Below are 16829 nucleotides of genomic sequence, written 5' to 3' on the forward strand. Positions count from 1 at the left end.
TTTAAACTGTTCAGTATTTAAAAAAAATGAAGAGGAATACGAAACTAAAATATGCCCAAAGAATAGAAAACATGGCGTGGACGGTGGTTTCGAATAGCTTACCTTTCCATAAGTCCTTGGAATAAACAAAGAATTGAATAAAGAATCTCGTAATCCAAAATAAACCCAAACCGAGCGATATTTTTCTTCCAAGATCGGTATATATTAATTCGTTTGATGAGGTTAAACAGAGTAGTCCCATTAGGAATACGGTAAGGGCAACAAAAAATGTATGCACCAACATCATCTGCCTATTTATTAAACTCAGTAATTTAAGTTCAGTTTGCCAATTAAAATATTTCGGGAAAATGACGTGAATGAGTGCTAATGCAACCAGAACAACACCAACTATTAATAAGTGTATCTGCATTAAGGGCAACAGTTAAAAATAGACATAAATGGGGTGAGTTTAGTTTCAGAGAACGAAGAAAAACCTGCCGCTTTAAATGCTTTTTGCCAAATCCCCCTTGAGAAAAAATGAGTAAAACCTATAGAAAAAGCCATAAAATTGGGCAAATCACGTAAATGTTCTACCATAACTATCTTGCCCGTTGGTTTGCATAGCCTATAACATTCTTTTAAAAAAACAATCTTCTCTTGTTGAGATCTTATTTCATGCGCTGCCAACAACAGAAATATGATATCGACGGATTTATCGGACAAAGGAATCAAATCCGTTGTGATCTGCTTTGTATCAGGAAATAGTAAACTTACTTTTCTCGCTCTGGTTATTGCCTTTTCGGTATGCTTTTCTGGATTGTAAAAATCGAAAACTTTTAAAGTTGCTTGCGGAAAATAATCTTTTAGAATGAAACTCGTTTCATCGAACCCGGCGTTAATATTTAAGATTAAATCTGGACTGGAATTGGAAATACCTATTTTCTTTAGCCAATCGAAATTATAATATCCAGAAAAATCGTAAACATATGCAGATACGATTAATGGAATTAAAAGACCGTAAAGAAAAGCTAAAATGATTATCCAAAATAAGACAACAGGCCATGGTATTAATATTTGACTAATTATCACTAACAATAAAGCAACAAAACCAAATAGGTAAAAATGCCGGTTAAAACTTAAAATGTTTAACATACCCTGAAATTTTCTTCTTTTTACTTCCATTTTTCAATTTTTCCGCTCTTCCAATAATAAGGAATATTTTGAATGTCAAAGGCATTTGCCAAAATCGGATCTTTTAGATTCAAAGAATTTAAAAACCCAAAGTTATAATTGACAATTTTAATCGGGGCTGGTTGCCAGTTCTGCCTAACGCCCTCTATAATTAAAACTTCTTTGTTTTTTTTATTGTAGGTAAAAGTAAAGGGTAAAGGCCCGGCAAATCTTCTGGCTTCCTTCCAATCGGCAAATGGCGAATTTTCGGGCAAAGCAACTTTAGGATCTGTTTTATCTATTATGATTTTAAAATTAGACTTGGTGGAAGTAATTTCTTTAATATTTTCTCTGTCAATTATTGTAATATCCGTCGTGGTATAATTATAATGTGTAAAAATATTACCCATAAACTCCATTTTCTTTTTATTTGTTTCTGATTTTAAAATATAGAGACCACGCAGACTTTTACCCGCTTTGTTTGTATAACGCACAAATACTCGGTATCCAATAAGAAAAAAATCGTTACCCATAAATTGGGGGAAGACTTTGGGCCTCAAATTTTTGGTCTGAACCATTGCTATGGCAAGGAAAGCCCATTTATCTTCAAAGGTATCCAATGTTAAGCATTCCGGAATAAGAGGTTCTAGCGCTGCTTTTGGGACAGCAAACGTTAATACAAGGGAATTTTCAAAAAATGCATCGACTGCAAAGGGGTGGTTTTTAAGAAATGAGAACATGCTGCTTGCTGTATTATTTTTTGTTTAAATAAAACCCATTGATAAAAACAATCAGAATAAATATAAATGCAAAAAGTGAATTAAATTTCCCCCAAAGCAATAAATCTGGCGCAAAAATAAATTCGATAACATTCATTGTGGCAATTACTACAATCTGAACAATAGCATTTAGCCTGGTTTTGAAACGACTTAAAATCCAGATAGCCATCACAATTTCTGATATGCCGATAAGAATTGTTAAGCTATGGCTATAGGTGGAGGTTAAAATCCTGGCAACAATCTGTTCATGGCGAGGAACAAGGCCTAATACCTTACAAAACAATCCATTTGCAAGCCAAACTAATGCGATAAACCAAATAAGTATTTTTCTAATTAATAATTGGTTTTTGCAATTGATTACGGTTACCATATTGCATTATTTAGCGCTCCGCGTCATTTGCTCAAGCATATCCCACATTTCGTTCGGGATGGCTTCCAAACCATTCATCTGGCCTGCCCCCTGCAACCATTCGCCGCCATCAATGGTAATTACTTCTCCGTTAATGTAGCCTGAAAAATCGCTTACCAGAAACGCCGCTAAATTGGCGAGTTCCTGATGATCGCCAACTCTTTTTAACGGGACACGGTTTTTAAAGTCGAATTTTTTGGCTAAATCACCAGGCAATAAACGCTCCCATGCGCCTTTGGTTGGAAACGGGCCTGGAGCAATAGCATTGGTACGAATACCATATTTACCCCACTCTACGGCCAAAGATCTTGTTAGTGCTAAAACACCACCTTTTGCACAAGCCGATGGTACCACATAGGCTGAACCTGTAAAAGCGTAAGTGGTAATGATATTTAAAACTGTTGCAGCTTGTTTTTCCTTAATCCAGTGTTTACCAAAGGTAAGTGTACAGTTAACCGTTCCTTTTAAAACGATATCGATAATGGATGAAAAGGCATTTGCGGATAACCGTTCTGTTGGTGAGATAAAATTACCCGCAGCATTGTTCAATAATACATCAACCGAGCCAAATCTTTCTAAAGTTTTGGCCAATACGTTTTCTACCTGTTCAACCTCCCTCACATCGCAGGCTACAGCCAATACTTTGCCGCCGGTTTTTTCTTCCATTTCGTCGGCAGTTTTTTGTAATACATCCTGCTTACGGCTGGTGATCACTAAATTAGCACCTAACTTCAAAAAATAAACGCCCATCGCTTTCCCAAGTCCCGTTCCTCCACCTGTAATTACAATGGTTTTTCCTTTTAAAGCATCTTCTCTGAGCATGGGTGAATTATAATTGAACATAATATTTGGTTAAACTGGTTAATTGTTTAGATTGTTTTATTGCTATATTGCCGGGAATGGTTAATCGGTTAATTGTTGTGATTGGCTAACTGTAGAAGTTCGTAAATTGCTAACTGGAAACCGACAACTGCAAACTGATTACTTTCTCTGCAGGTTAGCTAAAATTGTTTTTAATATATGGCGCGTTGCAGGCGACCACCACTGTGCCAACATTTTCTCCAGCGTAGCCGATTGATCAGCAGATACCGCAGCAATGAGTTCTTCGCGAATATTCACTTTACTTTGCGACCAGGTATTACTTTCGAGCTCCATGTATTTTTTAATCTTGCGCTCGGCAGCCGTTAACAAACTTTCATTTTTAACCAGTTCATCAACCAAACCGACTTTTAAAGCTTCTTCGGGACTGTAAAGTTTACCCGAAAGCAAACTACGGCTTGCTTCAGCTTTACCTAACCAAAAGGCATACAACTGAAAGATACTATTCGGCACAATAATACCTACCGGAACCTCATTAAGCCCAATAATATATTGTCCTTCTGCCATTACCCGGTAATCGCAGGCTAATGCCATTACACATCCGCCAGCCGGGTTATGGCCACTAATTGCGGCTACCATTGGTTTTTTAAACGAAACCATATTGGCAGTAAAGCCCAGAAACAATTGCCAGAAAGATTTAGCCTCCTCTTCGTTATAGTTATAAAGTTCTACCAAATCCAATCCTGCAGAAAAGAACGGCGCTGTACCGGTTAAAATTACACCGCCAATGTTATCATCCGCAGAAATATTTTTAAGCATATCATCAAGCTCGGTAATCAACTCGCGGTTTAAGGCATTCGATTTCCCTCTATCTAATGTGATGGTTGCCAGGCGATCTTTTACACTTACTTTTATTGTATTCATATTTAAATAGTATCAAGATTTGAATATTCAGTATCAAGGTTTAAGTATCGGGTATCAAGATAAATATACCGCAGCATAAGCTATGCATGCATACTAATTCAAATTTATCTTTTTTTATCTATTTCACATCATAAGTGTAAACTTTTCTTGCCAAATGCCCTGCAGCGTCGATTCCTTCTATTACTACGCGGTAGGTTCCAGGCTCATCTGCATTATAAAATTCGAATTGTGCTTTTCCATCCTTATCGGTAACAACCTGTGGGTTCCAATAAATAGTAGTTCTTAAATCGGTCCTGCTGGCTGAGCTTGTTGCATCATATTTTGGTGAATAAAACTCTCTTGAGACCGTAAATCCTTTTGGATTAAAGGTTACAATTCCTGGAGCATATCTATCGGTACTTCTTCCACCGTCACCACGTTTGGTGGTAATAATAATTACACCTCCGCCGCCTTGCGAACCATAAATAGCGGTATTACCGATACTTTTTAGCAACTCGATAGATTCTACGTCGTTAGGCGTAACGTTATCCAGAAAATCGGCCTCCATTTGCATTCCATCAACAATAATACGCATTGGTGTGTCTTGACTACGCATTAAATATGGCACATTCCCCCTAAATATTACACCTGGTAAACGACCCTGCAAACATTGAGATAAGGTAACACAAGTGGATAATTGATCAGCAGTCATAATAAAATCGGCCCTACCGGCACCATTTAAATTGGATGAATTTTTCGCCGGATTTTTCTTTTCAGTAATCGTTACCTCTTCGAGTTTAATGGTCCGCTCCAGCAAACCCAAACGGGTCATCTCATTAAAATAGTTATCACTTTCTTTAATATACTTCATCAAAGTATTGTTCACATTGATATCGATATCGGCTCCATTTTTATTCTTGGTTACAATCTGCCCTGGAACAATGTCAAGATTAATATCTACAAATTTGCGTTCTGTTTTAGTTCTTGCCTGAACCACGAATTTAGTGCTGTCGCCAAAACTTAAATTATCGAAAACAAATTTTCCTTCGGCATTTGTTACCGTATCCAAAATGTACATGGTTCCTTTTGTGGCCATCAGCATTACTTTACCACCGGGCACAGGTTTATTGCCTTTCATCACCGTTCCGCTAATGCTGATAGACTGTTCTGGCTTATAGGTAATATTCGGACCAACATTATTGATAATATTTTTCCAAAGAAATCTTCTCCAGCCCTGGGTAAGCATGAGGTTGTCGAGTTCTTTTTGTGTTTGAAGATCGTCTTTTAAGAAGTAATGGTTGGGATTCTCTACATATCCGGTCAGATCAGAGGTAAGCAACAATGAAGTGAGTATATTCGATTCATTGTTTTCATCAGGGCTAACCTTTGTTGCATTGGTAACCGCAACAGAAAAGCTACCTAAAACAGGCTTATTCTCATTATTTGCATTGAAAGTAAAAGCTGCTTTTCCTCTTTTTGAGGCAGCTACTTCAGATGCATTAAGCGATACATCAATCAGTTCGGCCTTATTGTTTATAAAAACAAGGCGTTCTGCTAAAGGTTGATTATTGCCCGAAAACAATGTAAACTGAACAATACCGGCTGGGAGGTTCTTTTTTGGAATATTGGCTACCAGCACCTGTTTATCCATTTTAGCTTTAGAACCATAATATACATTGCCTCCATGCTGGCCTACAACTTTTAGTTCAGCTCCATTTACAAGATCGGCACTGGCCATAATTTTAACTACCACTTTGCCGGTATCTAAAGCATTTACAGAAAGGGCATACCCACTTTTAACGGCTACCGGAAGTTTAATTATCTTTTCAGATCCATCTTTAAACTTAACTTTTGCGGTATAAGATTTACCTGCCTGACTATTAAACACGAAATTTCCCATGCCCAGATAATTGGTAGAAAAAGAAGTAACTTCATTTCCTGTTTCATCCAGAATGCTGCCTTGAACATCCTCACCACGGCCATTAGTGCCAACGGCTTTGATAGCCACTTTTTGTGGCAGTTCTTCAATAAGGGTACCTCCTTCCGGCATAAACTGTACATCTACATCATTAGAGGTTGAAGTAATCGGGATAGATTTGATCACTTTTTGTTTATTATCAAGCGTTATGGTTGCAATAATTTTTCCAGATTTATTTTGAAATGGCTGATTATTAGTAAAACTAATCACCGCATCACCTGTTAAACTGGTTTTAACTTTTCCTTTGTTAACCGAGCGGTAATCCAACTGCACATCATAACTCACCTCATTTTCGCTATAAGCTACACCATTTTTATCTTCGAAATGAACTGTTGCTATAACTTTATCAGCGTTATTCTCTTTTGTAAAGTTATAGGTGGTCTTTGTAAAAACTTTGTTAGCCCAGCTATTTCCGATCTTAATTGTCTTATCATAAAAGAATTCTGCACCAAAATTCCGCATGTAATTGGTATAGGCCCTAATTCTATAATTGCCCTCGGCCAGTGAATCTGTGAGCTTAAAATCGCCCCAGGTAATTCCACCCATAATGGGTAATTTAACCATTTTTTTTAACGAATCTTTTTCATTAATCAGCTCTACATACAGGATTTTGCTGATGCCCGAAGGAGCCGAAGTCTTGGTATCCACAACATAGGCTTTGAACCAAATATCATCTCCAATGGCATAATAAGGCTTATCTAAATGAAGATGGACTTTTTCCTGAGGATATTTACTCGTATAATCTTCTAGTTTTTGCAAAAGCTGACTAAATGGATCATCATCCATTTTGAATGCGCCAAAAATAATAAGCAGAGATAGAAAACTGATTGCGAGAGTAATTTTGAGTTTCATGTGGTTATTAACAAATAAATACGTGTCAAGGTACAAAACCTAAGGCATACTTTTATGAAGTTAGCATGAAATTTAGCCTGACTTCTAAGCTTTTAGTTAACCGCTATAAAACGCTTAATTATAAATATACAGGATTAGAATCAATATCATAAGTTAAGAATTTTTAACCACAGATGCGCACAGATAAACACGGATTTTCATTATTTTATGCAGCCTTTCTATCTGTGGTTAAATCATTTTTGCTTGTGCCGAATGGCTTAACTTAATGACATTGGGTACGAGAGGCATTATAAGCTGCCCCATTTTTATGAAAAGATATCCTTGCACATTAAGTGATTTGGAAATGAGGGGTTCCGAGCGTTTGGCAGCATCAGCCCCGCTTTACGCTTTACTCCGCTGCGCTCCGTGCTCGCTTTAATCGGGTTTAGGAACGATGTTTAGTGCCTTGAGAACAGACTGCGAATCATAAACCCGACAGCAGCGGCGGCTCCCGATCCTTCTATCGGGACCACAGCGAATGGCGGAGCTTTCGGTACCGATGGATGCAGGACCCTGCTTTTCAAAAAAATATCAATGATTTTTCTGCTGTTTGGTGAGCCACTAAACATGGAATCAGATTAGAAAAAAAATCTGGAGTTACCAGCGTCAATCAGGTTTAGATAGGCTAGGTTTTTGCAACTATGCTAGGTTGAGCGGTGTGCCAGAAAAACTTACGAAGTTGACCCCGGCTTAGGCTAAGCGAAACTTCGTAAGTTTAAAACAAAAAAAGGCGTTTTGCAATGCTGCAAAACGCCTTTTATAAAATTTATTTGATTGATTATATGCCGAAAGCAGCTTTAACCTGATCTACGTAATCTAATTTCTCCCAAGTAAATAAATCAACCGTAACCGTTTTTTCTTCACCGTTTGGTGTTCTGAATGTTTTGGTAACCGTTTCTGGTGTACGGCCCATGTGTCCGTAAGCAGCAGTTTCGCTGTAAATTGGGTTTCTTAACTTTAAACGTTGCTCAATAAAATAAGGACGCATATCAAAAATTGATTCAACAATTTTAGCAATCTCGCCATCAGTTTTACCTACTTTACCTGTTCCGTAAGTATTAATGTAAATACCCATTGGTTTTGCAACACCGATAGCGTAAGATACCTGAACCAAAATTTCGTCAGCAATGCCGGCAGCTACTAAGTTTTTAGCGATGTGACGGGTAGCATAAGCTGCACTTCTATCTACTTTACTTGGATCTTTACCAGAAAAAGCGCCACCACCGTGAGCACCTTTACCACCATAAGTATCAACAATAATTTTTCTGCCGGTTAAACCTGTATCGCCATGCGGACCACCGATTACAAATTTACCGGTTGGATTAATGTGGTATTCAATTTTGTCGTTAAATAAATGTGCGTAAGCAGGATTGCTTTTGATGATTCTTGGAATCAGGATGTTTACCAGATCAGTTTTGATTTTGGCCAACATTGCGGCTTCTTCATCAAAATCATCATGCTGTGTAGAAATTACAATGGCATCGATGCGAACTGGTTTATTGTGATCATCGTATTCTAAAGTAACCTGGCTTTTCGCATCCGGGCGTAAATAAGTGATTTCGTTATTTTCGCGGCGTAAAACTGCCAGTTCCTGTAATAATTTATGAGAAAGGTTTAATGCCAGTGGCATGTAATCTTCCGTTTCGTTGGTTGCATAACCAAACATCATGCCCTGATCGCCTGCACCTTGTTCCTCTTTGCTGCTTCTGTCTACACCCTGGTTAATGTCTTGCGACTGCTCATGGATGGCCGATAAAATGCCGCATGAGTTGGCCTCGAACATGTATTCGCTTTTGGTGTAACCAATTTTCTTGATTACATCACGTGCAATCTGCTGTACATCTAAATATGTTTTAGATTTTACCTCACCTGCTAAAATAACCTGACCAGTAGTTACCAAAGTTTCGCAAGCTACTTTTGATTCTGGATCGAAAGCCAAAAAATTATCAATTAACGCATCCGAAATTTGATCGGCGATTTTATCTGGGTGACCTTCAGAAACAGATTCTGATGTAAATAAATATGACATTTATTAAATAATTAATTATGAGTAAACAAATTTATAATTGCCAAACCCCTTGAAAACAGGTGTTGAAATGATTGAAAGGAGGCATTAGCAATTTTTTTAAGTGGTTGCAATCCGGTCCCGTGGTATCGGGATAGCAAATCAATCCACTTTTTACTGGCGCAAAATTAGCATATTTTCTTTATTTCAAAAATTATAGATTATTTTGTGCACTCAATCTTACACTTTGCACACAAAGATCAATATCCTCTTTATCATAAACCCCATCTCTGGTGGGAGGGGAAAACTGCGTATTCCAGATTTTATCGACAAATACCTGGATAAGGAAAAGTTTAGTCCCAATTTCGTTTTTAGCGAATATGTTGGTCATGCCGGCGAGCTGGCAGACGAAGCGTCTATCAAAAATTTCGATGTAATTATTGCTGCAGGTGGCGATGGCACCATAAATGAGGTCGCTACAAAAGTGTTAAAGCATAATAAAATTTTAGGGATTTTGCCACTGGGGTCAGGTAATGGCCTTGCCCGCTTTTTAAATATTTCCAAAAACTTAAGGTATGCGCTGTCTATTATCAATAATTTTAAGATTGATGAAATTGATACGGCCGAGTTTAACAAAAAATGTTTTTTTAATCTGGCTGGAATGGGATTTGATGCCCACTTGAGTTCTGTTTTTTCGAAAGATAAAAAACGCGGATTATCAGGTTATGTAAAACTGGGTTTTAAAGAGGTTTTTAACTACAAGGCGCAAACTTATCAGCTGAATATCGACGGTACAACATATACCAGAAAAGCCTTCGCCATCAGTATTGCCAATTCTTCACAGTATGGAAACGATGTTTATATTGCACCAAATGCTTCGGTAAAAGACGGGTTGCTGGATGTTTGCATTATCAAACCATTCCCGATAATAAAATTGCCTGTTTTAGGTTATGTAATGTTAAGGGGCAAAGCAGAAAGTTCCGGTATGATTGAAATTATTAAAGGAAAAAATATTAAAATTATAAGGGAAACGGCAGGAGCGGTGCACGTAGATGGCGAGCCATTGGAGATGGGCGTTGTAATCGAAGCAGTTATTAACCCACTCTCGTTAAAAGTGATTGTTCCTTGAGTATAGCGCTAAGCGTAAAGCGGTTGGCGGAGATAATTGATCGGTTATTAAGCCATGGACTATCAACCATTGACCAATTTAGAGTTGAGCGTTTGGGGTTTGGAGTCGGGCGTCAATTAACCAATTAACGCAATAAACTAACTCTCATCCATTTTACATCTCCCACATTACATTATAAGCATGAAACCAAAGAAAAACAGTTTAAGCGATCTTGGCGGAATTATGTATTCTACCAATCCCGAATTCGAATACGAAGAAGAAGTTGATGATACCGTTACCTCGCCGAATAACCAGCAGGATTTAAGGGTAATGCTTGATAAAAAGAATCGTGGCGGTAAAGCCGTAACGTTGATTACAGGTTTCAGGGGCCGCTCAGAAGATTTAGAAGTATTGGGCAAAATGCTGAAGACCAAATGTGGCGTAGGCGGTTCTGTTAAAGATGGTGAAATTATGATTCAGGGGGATGTGCGCGATAAAGTGATGGGTATTCTGCAAAAAGATGGCTATAAAGTGAAAAAGGCAGGAGGATAATTGAAAAAGCTGTCATCCTGAGTGAAACGAAGAATCTTTTCTTGTTCATCGCGAGGCATAAAAGATTGCTTCCCCAAAAAGTTGGAATTTCTCTTCGCAACTGCGAGGCACGAAGCAATCTTGAAGCACTCGCGCGTAAGCGGTCGTTTTAAGATTACTTCCTCGTTCCTCCTCGCAACGACGAATCTTTGTTTTTAAACCTTACATTTTTGTACTTTTGCGGCTATGTCAGTTATTAAACCCTCATTAGCAAAAGGAACCCGCGATTTTACTCCGGTTGAAATGGTAAAACGCAACTTTATTTATGATACTATTAAAACGGTTTTCAGGAAATACGGTTATGCTGAAATCCAGACGCCGAGTTTTGAAAATCTTTCTACCCTAACCGGAAAGTATGGCGATGAAGGTGATAAACTGATTTTTAAAATTTTAAATAGCGGCGAATTTCTTAAAGATCCAAAAAAGAAATCGTTCGATTTTGCTGAAGAAGATAATAGCAATAAATTAATCCCTTTAATTTCAGAAAAAGCCTTACGTTACGATTTAACTGTACCTTTTGCACGTTATGTGGTAATGCACCAGCACGAAATCACCTTGCCTTTTAAACGTTTTCAGGTACAACCCGTTTGGCGTGCCGATCGTCCGCAAAAAGGTAGATACCGCGAATTTTATCAGTGTGATGTGGATGTGGTGGGATCAGAAAGTTTACTGAATGAAGCTGAATTTATTTTGATTTACAATGAAGCCTTAAGCAAATTGGGGCTAAAAGATTTCAGCATAAAAATTAATAACCGGAAAATTTTATCGGGTATTGCCGAGGTCATTGGTAAACCTGATTTAATTATTGATATGACAGTTGCCATCGATAAACTGGATAAAATCGGTTTAGATGGTGTAAGTAAAGAATTGCTAGAACGTGGTTTTACTGAAGCCGATTTGGAAAAACTCCGTCCGGTGATTTTATTGGAAGGTACCAATGAAGAAAAATTGGCCAGTCTGAAAGAAGTTTTAGCACAATCTGAAACCGGTTTAAAAGGTATTGCTGAAATTGAACAGGTTTTTGAATATGTAGAAAGCCTGATTGCTTATGGCTTGCCGTTAGTTGCCAAATTAGAACTCGATATTACTTTGGCACGTGGCTTAAATTATTATACAGGCTGTATTTTCGAGGTTAAAACCAACGAAGTGGCCATGGGTAGTATTGGGGGCGGCGGCCGTTATGATGATTTAACAGGTATGTTCGGTTTAAAAGATCTAACCGGCGTGGGTGTTTCTTTTGGTGCCGACCGTATTTATGATGTATTGGAAGAACTTAACCTGTTTCCTGCCTCAGCAGAAGTTGGAACCAAAGTATTGATCAGTAATTTCGATGCAGAAGCTGAAAAATATGCTTTGCCGATTGTGCAACAATTTAGAAATGCCGGTATAGCTGCAGAGTTATACCCAAGTTCGGCGAAATTGAAGAAACAAATGGCTTATGCCGATGCAAAAAAAATCCCTTATGTAATATTAATCGGAGGCGATGAAATTGCCAGTGGCGAACTTACATTGAAAGATATGCAAAGCGGTGAGCAGAAAAAACTAACTGTTTTAGGTATACTGGAGTTGTTGAAATAGAAGTTTAATTAACCACAGAGATCGCTGAGTTTTCACATAGTAAACGGAGGCTATTGGCTATCCCTAACTGGAAACAACTCAGTGACCTCTGTGCCGTTTCTCTGTTGCCTCTGTGGTTAATTCATCGTCCAACCCGCAATAAAATCGGGAAATGAACATCTTTCTCTGCATCGTCACCCCAGGCTTCTTTTAGCTCGGTAAACAGGTACTCGAGTGGATTGCGATCATTGGCTTTTTTGTAATGCTGCAAGGAAGACCAGGTATTTAAATAGCCAATTAACTGGTTAAAACTCCATGTGGTTTTGATCTGAAAATGTGGTGCAATTATTTCTTCAAAAGGAAATGGAATGGTTTTATAACCTTCTTCAATATAGCGACGTTCATTATCCCAGTATTTGCCTAATATATCTTCATAAAGTTTATGGATAACCTTATCTACTTTTTTATCGATAGACATAATCCCATAACCAATTACTGCAAAAAGTCCGCCTAGTTTTAGTGTTCTCTTTACTTCTGCGTAAAATGCTTCAAAATTAAACCAGTGGATGGCCTGTGCTACTGTAATCAGATCAAAACTATCATTACCAACCGATATTTGTTCTGCTGGTTCAACTTTGTAAGTGATATTTGGCAACTGTAAAGCATTTTTTAATTGATTTTCGCTAATGTCTGTTGCATAAACCGATCCGAAATGCTGAGCCAACACCCGAGCAACCTGGCCATTCCCTGTAGCACAGTCCCAGGCAGTTTCTTTGTTTTTTAGCAGACTAAAAAGATAATCGTACAATTCCGGCGGATAAGTTGGTCGGTATATGGCGTAATCGGCAGATTGGGTAGAAAAGTTATCTTTCATTTTTATTAATGATTGAATGTTGAATGGCGGAAGGAGTAAATGTAATCGCGATGAAAATAACTCCGCTCTTTCTTTATAAAATTATTATATTTTTGATTAACAACTGGGGTTAATTTAAGTTTCATATTGGGTTATTGAATCATTCATTCAATCACTTACTCATTCTCTCATTCAATATTATACTATGGAAAAAACAGGACAAAAAGACGAAATCAAGGACGTAGAATACCGGCTGAAATCTATTTTTGGTGGTTCGGTTGGCAATCTTGTTGAGTGGTACGATTGGTACACCTATTCTGCTTTTGCACTTTATTTTTCTCCGGCTTTTTTTCCGAATAGCAATCCAACGGCCCAGTTATTGAATACTGCAGGCATTTTTGCCGTGGGATTTTTAATGCGCCCTATTGGAGGTTGGTTATTTGGTAGCATTGCTGATAAATTAGGCAGAAAACGCGCGATGACACTTTCTGTGTTAATAATGGCGATAGGTTCGTTGATTATCGGTTTAACCCCAGGTTACAAACGAATCGGTATAGCCGCTCCACTGTTGCTTGTATTTGCAAGATTGATACAGGGCTTGAGTACCGGTGGCGAATATGGAACCTCTGCTACTTATCTAAGCGAAATGGCCACCAAAAAGCACCGTGGCTTTTATTCAAGTTTTCAGTACGTAACCTTGATTGGCGGACAATTATTAGCTTTAGGGATTCAGCTGATCTTGCAGAACTGGTTACTTACTCCTGCCCAGTTACACAGTTGGGGTTGGCGCATTCCTTTTTTTATTGGTGCTGTACTCTCTTTTATTGCGTTATATCTGCGTAGACATATCAATGAAACGGCAGCCTTTAAAAGTAAAAATTCAGAAGACAAAAAAGGAGGCATCGCTGTACTATTGAAATATCCGAAAGAGATTTTTACGGTTGTAGGTTTAACTTTGGGCGGTACAATTGCCTTTTACACATTTAGTACCTATATGCAAAAATTTTTGGTGAATACGGTTCACCTCAGTAAAGAGACCTCTACAACGTTATCATTCATTTCGTTGCTGGTTTTTGCCATTATGCAGCCTTTGTTTGGTTTGTTATCTGATAAAATCGGTAGAAAGCCCTTGTTAATCGGTTTTGGGGTATTGGGCACTTTATGTACCTATCCAATTTTAACAGGCTTAGCAGGCGAAACCAATACCACAATTATTTTTTTATTGATGATCGGTGCCTTGATTATTGTAAGTGGCTATACAAGTATCAATGCTGTGGTTAAAGCCGAGCTGTTCCCTGCTGAAATCAGGGCTTTGGGTGTGGGTTTGCCTTATGCTTTAACCGTTGCTATTTTCGGTGGCACGGCAGAATACTTTGCGCTTTGGTTTAAAAATATCGGTCACGAAAACTACTTCTACTGGTATGTAACCGGATGTATTTTGATTTCGCTGGTTTTGTATACGACTATGAAAGATACGAAGCACCACTCGAAGATAGAGGATTAGATTTTTTGTGCTATCTGTCGTCATTTCGAGCGGAGTGCAACGCAGCCGAGAAATCTAGCTGGATAGATCTCTCCTAAATAGTCCTCGTTTGTAACCATAGCCGTTAACTTAATTTTTAAAAGTAGATTTAAAATTAGTAAAAAGACAGGGCTTCGCCATTGTGCGAAGCAATTAGATTTTTCCCATATTTGTTTTTTTAGTTAAAAGGCGGCTAGTTCTTGGTGGAAATGCCGCCTTTTTCTATATTAAAAATACTATTTTTTTTAAAATAATGTTCCTTTTCTTAGGGAAAAAGCGCATTATTTCTATCACCGGATATTATTTCCGGAAGCTCACTGAATATTCTTTCACCAGAGCTGGACCGCCTGCTTGATACTGATAAAGTAAGGGCTACCGCACGCAGTGCAGGTTTCATGAAACGGTCTTCGAAGCTTGCCCCTGAACATTTCCTGGAATGCCTGATGTTCGCTGATCAGGAACATGGGCAGCTCAGCCTCCAGGATTCATGTGATGACATGGTGCTCCATAACGGTATCCGCGTGAGCAAGGTTGCACTGCATAAACGCTTTAACCAGAGCAGTGTGGAATTTGTCCGGGCTGTTCTTTCCGATCAGATGCAGGCCAGGATGGATTTTGTTGACGCCAGGGACTGGTCAGCCTTTTCTGCAGTTATCATCGCTGACTCCTGTAAATTCCATCTTCCAAAGGGGGCTTTCAGAAGCCTATCCACCCATGGGGCGTTTTGCAGCAGGGAATTCACTTATGAATATCCAGTATGCATTTGATATAAAGAGTGGCTGCTGGAAAACCCTTGATTTCACAAGGGCAACAGAGAACGACCAAAGATATTCGGGCGTACACATTGACCGTATAGGCAAGGGTGAACTGCACATCAGGGACCTGGGGTATGTTACCCAGGGCTATCTGTCGGGGATTGTTGAGCGGCAGGCTTATTTCCTAAACAGACTACATCCTTCCTGTAGGCCCTTGGAAGGAGAAACGGGACAGTACATCGACTGGGCAGAAAAATACCGGGCCATGGTCACTGCAGGACAGAACATAAGTGAGCTTGGTGTAACCATTGGTAAGGGTAATGAAACGGTAAAATGTAGGTTGGTAGCCGTACCTGTACCCCGGGCAGTATGGGAAGAACGGATTAGAAAAGCGAACGTCCAGGCAAAAAGACAAGGTTATGCACTAACTGATGAGTACAAAAACAGGGCAAGGTTCAGTCTGTTTATAACCAATGTTGGAAAAGATAAGCTGGGGACCGAAATGGTGGCGGAACTATACCGTTTGAGATGGCAGATAGAGCTTATGTTCAAGAACTGGAAATCACTTTTCGGGATCCATAAAGTAAAAGCGGTGAAGAAAGCCCGTGTTGAATGTCAGCTTCTCGCTAAATTGCTCAGGATAGTAATAAACTGGAAAATATACAGGTGTGTCGATTCTATAGCCGTTCAGAAGTTTAAAAACCAAGCCTGCTCAACATGGAAAGTCTTCAAGCACCTTAGAACAATCACAGAAGTCATCAGGAGAATGGCAAGAAAAGAAATTAGTGTCTTAAAATGGTATGATGAATACGTATGCCCAATAATCAAATCACTTCTATTAGAACCTAAAAAAGGCAAAAAGCCAGCATTCCAAACGTTAAATGATATATTTAGAGCTTAAGTTAACGGCTATGGTTGAAAACGAGGACAATGAAAGTTTTATGCACATAACTAAGATGATCTCAGGTGACTAAGATGGTGAATAAAAATGAACAGCTTTAATAAATGAAAACTACAAATAATTACTCACCTCAATTAAATTCATATCCGGATCGCGCAAATAAATAGAAATAATTTTACCATTTGCTCCCGTCCGTTCTACAGGCCCTTCTTCAACCTCGATACATTTTTCTTTCAGTTCATGCATCACCTCAGGAAGTGGAAAATCGGTAATAAAACATAAATCGGCCGTACCCGGCATCGGTTTAAATGCTTTTGGCTCAAACTCACTTCCATATTGGTGAAGATTGATTTTTGATTACCAAACTTCAGCGCTTTTCGGTTTTTACCAAAGTCAATAATTTCCATTCCCAAGGCAAGACTGTAAAACCTGCAGGTACTTTCTAAATTAGCAACCGTAAGTACAAGATGGTCTAAGTTTTTAATGTTCATAGTAATAAATTAGAACTAAAGCACTTGTCCTTTTGTTTTAGCTAAACCATCATTTAGGGTTTATGTATTCGATATTTGGTTAGTAAATTATCGACAAACAAAATACTCAATTTTTATA

15 protein-coding genes are annotated in these 16829 nt (G+C 38.5%); 5 read left to right on the plus strand and 10 right to left on the minus strand.

All coding sequences use genetic code 11. The features are described from left to right. Positions 1–408 precede the first annotated feature (408 nt). The 7 genes from KYH19_RS19020 to metK all read right to left on the minus strand — a co-directional run bounded on the left by KYH19_RS19020 (position 409) and on the right by metK (position 8957). Positions 409–1161 carry a methyltransferase domain-containing protein gene (locus KYH19_RS19020; RefSeq protein WP_121284459.1) on the minus strand — a complete coding sequence of 251 codons (753 nt, stop codon included), beginning with the start codon at positions 1159–1161 and terminating at the stop codon, positions 409–411. Continuing rightward, positions 1152–1889, minus strand: a complete 738-nt coding sequence (locus KYH19_RS19025; RefSeq protein WP_219076241.1) for a DUF2071 domain-containing protein — start codon at positions 1887–1889, stop codon at positions 1152–1154. Before KYH19_RS19025 ends, KYH19_RS19020 begins: the two co-directional genes overlap by 10 nt. Before the next feature lie 13 nt (positions 1890–1902). Beyond that, the gene (locus KYH19_RS19030) at positions 1903–2298 is read right to left on the minus strand and encodes a DoxX-like family protein (protein ID WP_219076242.1); all 396 of its coding nucleotides are present in this window, start codon (positions 2296–2298) and stop codon (positions 1903–1905) included. Between the two features lie 6 nt (positions 2299–2304). Then, positions 2305–3180, minus strand: a complete 876-nt coding sequence (locus KYH19_RS19035) for an SDR family oxidoreductase (RefSeq protein ID WP_219076243.1) — start codon at positions 3178–3180, stop codon at positions 2305–2307. Between the two features lie 138 nt (positions 3181–3318). Further along, positions 3319–4080 (minus strand): enoyl-CoA hydratase/isomerase family protein, encoded by a 762-nt coding sequence (locus tag KYH19_RS19040; RefSeq protein WP_219076244.1) that lies wholly within the window; start codon positions 4078–4080, stop codon positions 3319–3321. A 118-nt stretch (positions 4081–4198) separates the two neighbouring features. Further along, positions 4199–6889 (minus strand): carboxypeptidase-like regulatory domain-containing protein, encoded by a 2691-nt coding sequence (locus tag KYH19_RS19045; protein WP_219076245.1) that lies wholly within the window; start codon positions 6887–6889, stop codon positions 4199–4201. Positions 6890–7706: 817 nt separating this feature from the next. Continuing rightward, positions 7707–8957, minus strand: coding sequence for a methionine adenosyltransferase (gene metK / locus KYH19_RS19050; RefSeq protein ID WP_132399547.1), 1251 nt, complete (start codon positions 8955–8957; stop codon positions 7707–7709). A 223-nt stretch (positions 8958–9180) separates the two neighbouring features. Here metK and KYH19_RS19055 point away from each other — a divergent pair, with 223 nt between their 5' ends. The 3 genes from KYH19_RS19055 (at position 9181) to hisS (ending at position 12210) form a co-directional block, all read left to right on the plus strand. After that, positions 9181–10062: a diacylglycerol kinase family protein gene (locus tag KYH19_RS19055; RefSeq protein ID WP_255562473.1), complete on the plus strand. Its 882-nt coding sequence runs from the start codon at positions 9181–9183 to the stop codon at positions 10060–10062. Positions 10063–10242: 180 nt separating this feature from the next. Then, positions 10243–10593, plus strand: a complete 351-nt coding sequence (locus KYH19_RS19060) for a translation initiation factor (RefSeq protein ID WP_090504011.1) — start codon at positions 10243–10245, stop codon at positions 10591–10593. A gap of 225 nt (positions 10594–10818) precedes the next feature. After that, the gene (hisS, locus tag KYH19_RS19065) at positions 10819–12210 is read left to right on the plus strand and encodes a histidine--tRNA ligase (protein WP_219076247.1); all 1392 of its coding nucleotides are present in this window, start codon (positions 10819–10821) and stop codon (positions 12208–12210) included. A 121-nt stretch (positions 12211–12331) separates the two neighbouring features. On the opposite strand, the gene KYH19_RS19070 is transcribed toward hisS, so the two are convergent. Beyond that, a complete protein-coding gene (locus tag KYH19_RS19070; protein ID WP_219076248.1) occupies positions 12332–13063 on the minus strand; it encodes a class I SAM-dependent methyltransferase in 732 nt (243 codons plus the stop codon). Positions 13064–13247: 184 nt separating this feature from the next. On the opposite strand from KYH19_RS19070, the gene KYH19_RS19075 reads away from it, so the two are divergent. Both KYH19_RS19075 and KYH19_RS19080 read left to right on the plus strand, forming a co-directional pair. Next, positions 13248–14546 carry an MFS transporter gene (locus KYH19_RS19075; protein ID WP_219076249.1) on the plus strand — a complete coding sequence of 433 codons (1299 nt, stop codon included), beginning with the start codon at positions 13248–13250 and terminating at the stop codon, positions 14544–14546. 732 nt (positions 14547–15278) lie between these two features. Continuing rightward, positions 15279–16220, plus strand: a complete 942-nt coding sequence (locus KYH19_RS19080; protein ID WP_255562474.1) for an IS4 family transposase — start codon at positions 15279–15281, stop codon at positions 16218–16220. 111 nt (positions 16221–16331) lie between these two features. On the opposite strand, the gene KYH19_RS24245 is transcribed toward KYH19_RS19080, so the two are convergent. Beyond that, positions 16332–16520, minus strand: a complete 189-nt coding sequence (locus tag KYH19_RS24245; RefSeq protein ID WP_255562475.1) for a hypothetical protein — start codon at positions 16518–16520, stop codon at positions 16332–16334. Next, a complete protein-coding gene (locus KYH19_RS24425) occupies positions 16466–16711 on the minus strand; it encodes a VOC family protein (protein ID WP_370630255.1) in 246 nt (81 codons plus the stop codon). The genes KYH19_RS24245 and KYH19_RS24425 overlap by 55 nt, the downstream gene beginning before the upstream one ends. Between the last annotated feature and the right edge of the window lie 118 nt (positions 16712–16829).

Source organism: Pedobacter sp. D749, assembly GCF_019317285.1.
Lineage (GTDB): Bacteria > Bacteroidota > Bacteroidia > Sphingobacteriales > Sphingobacteriaceae > Pedobacter.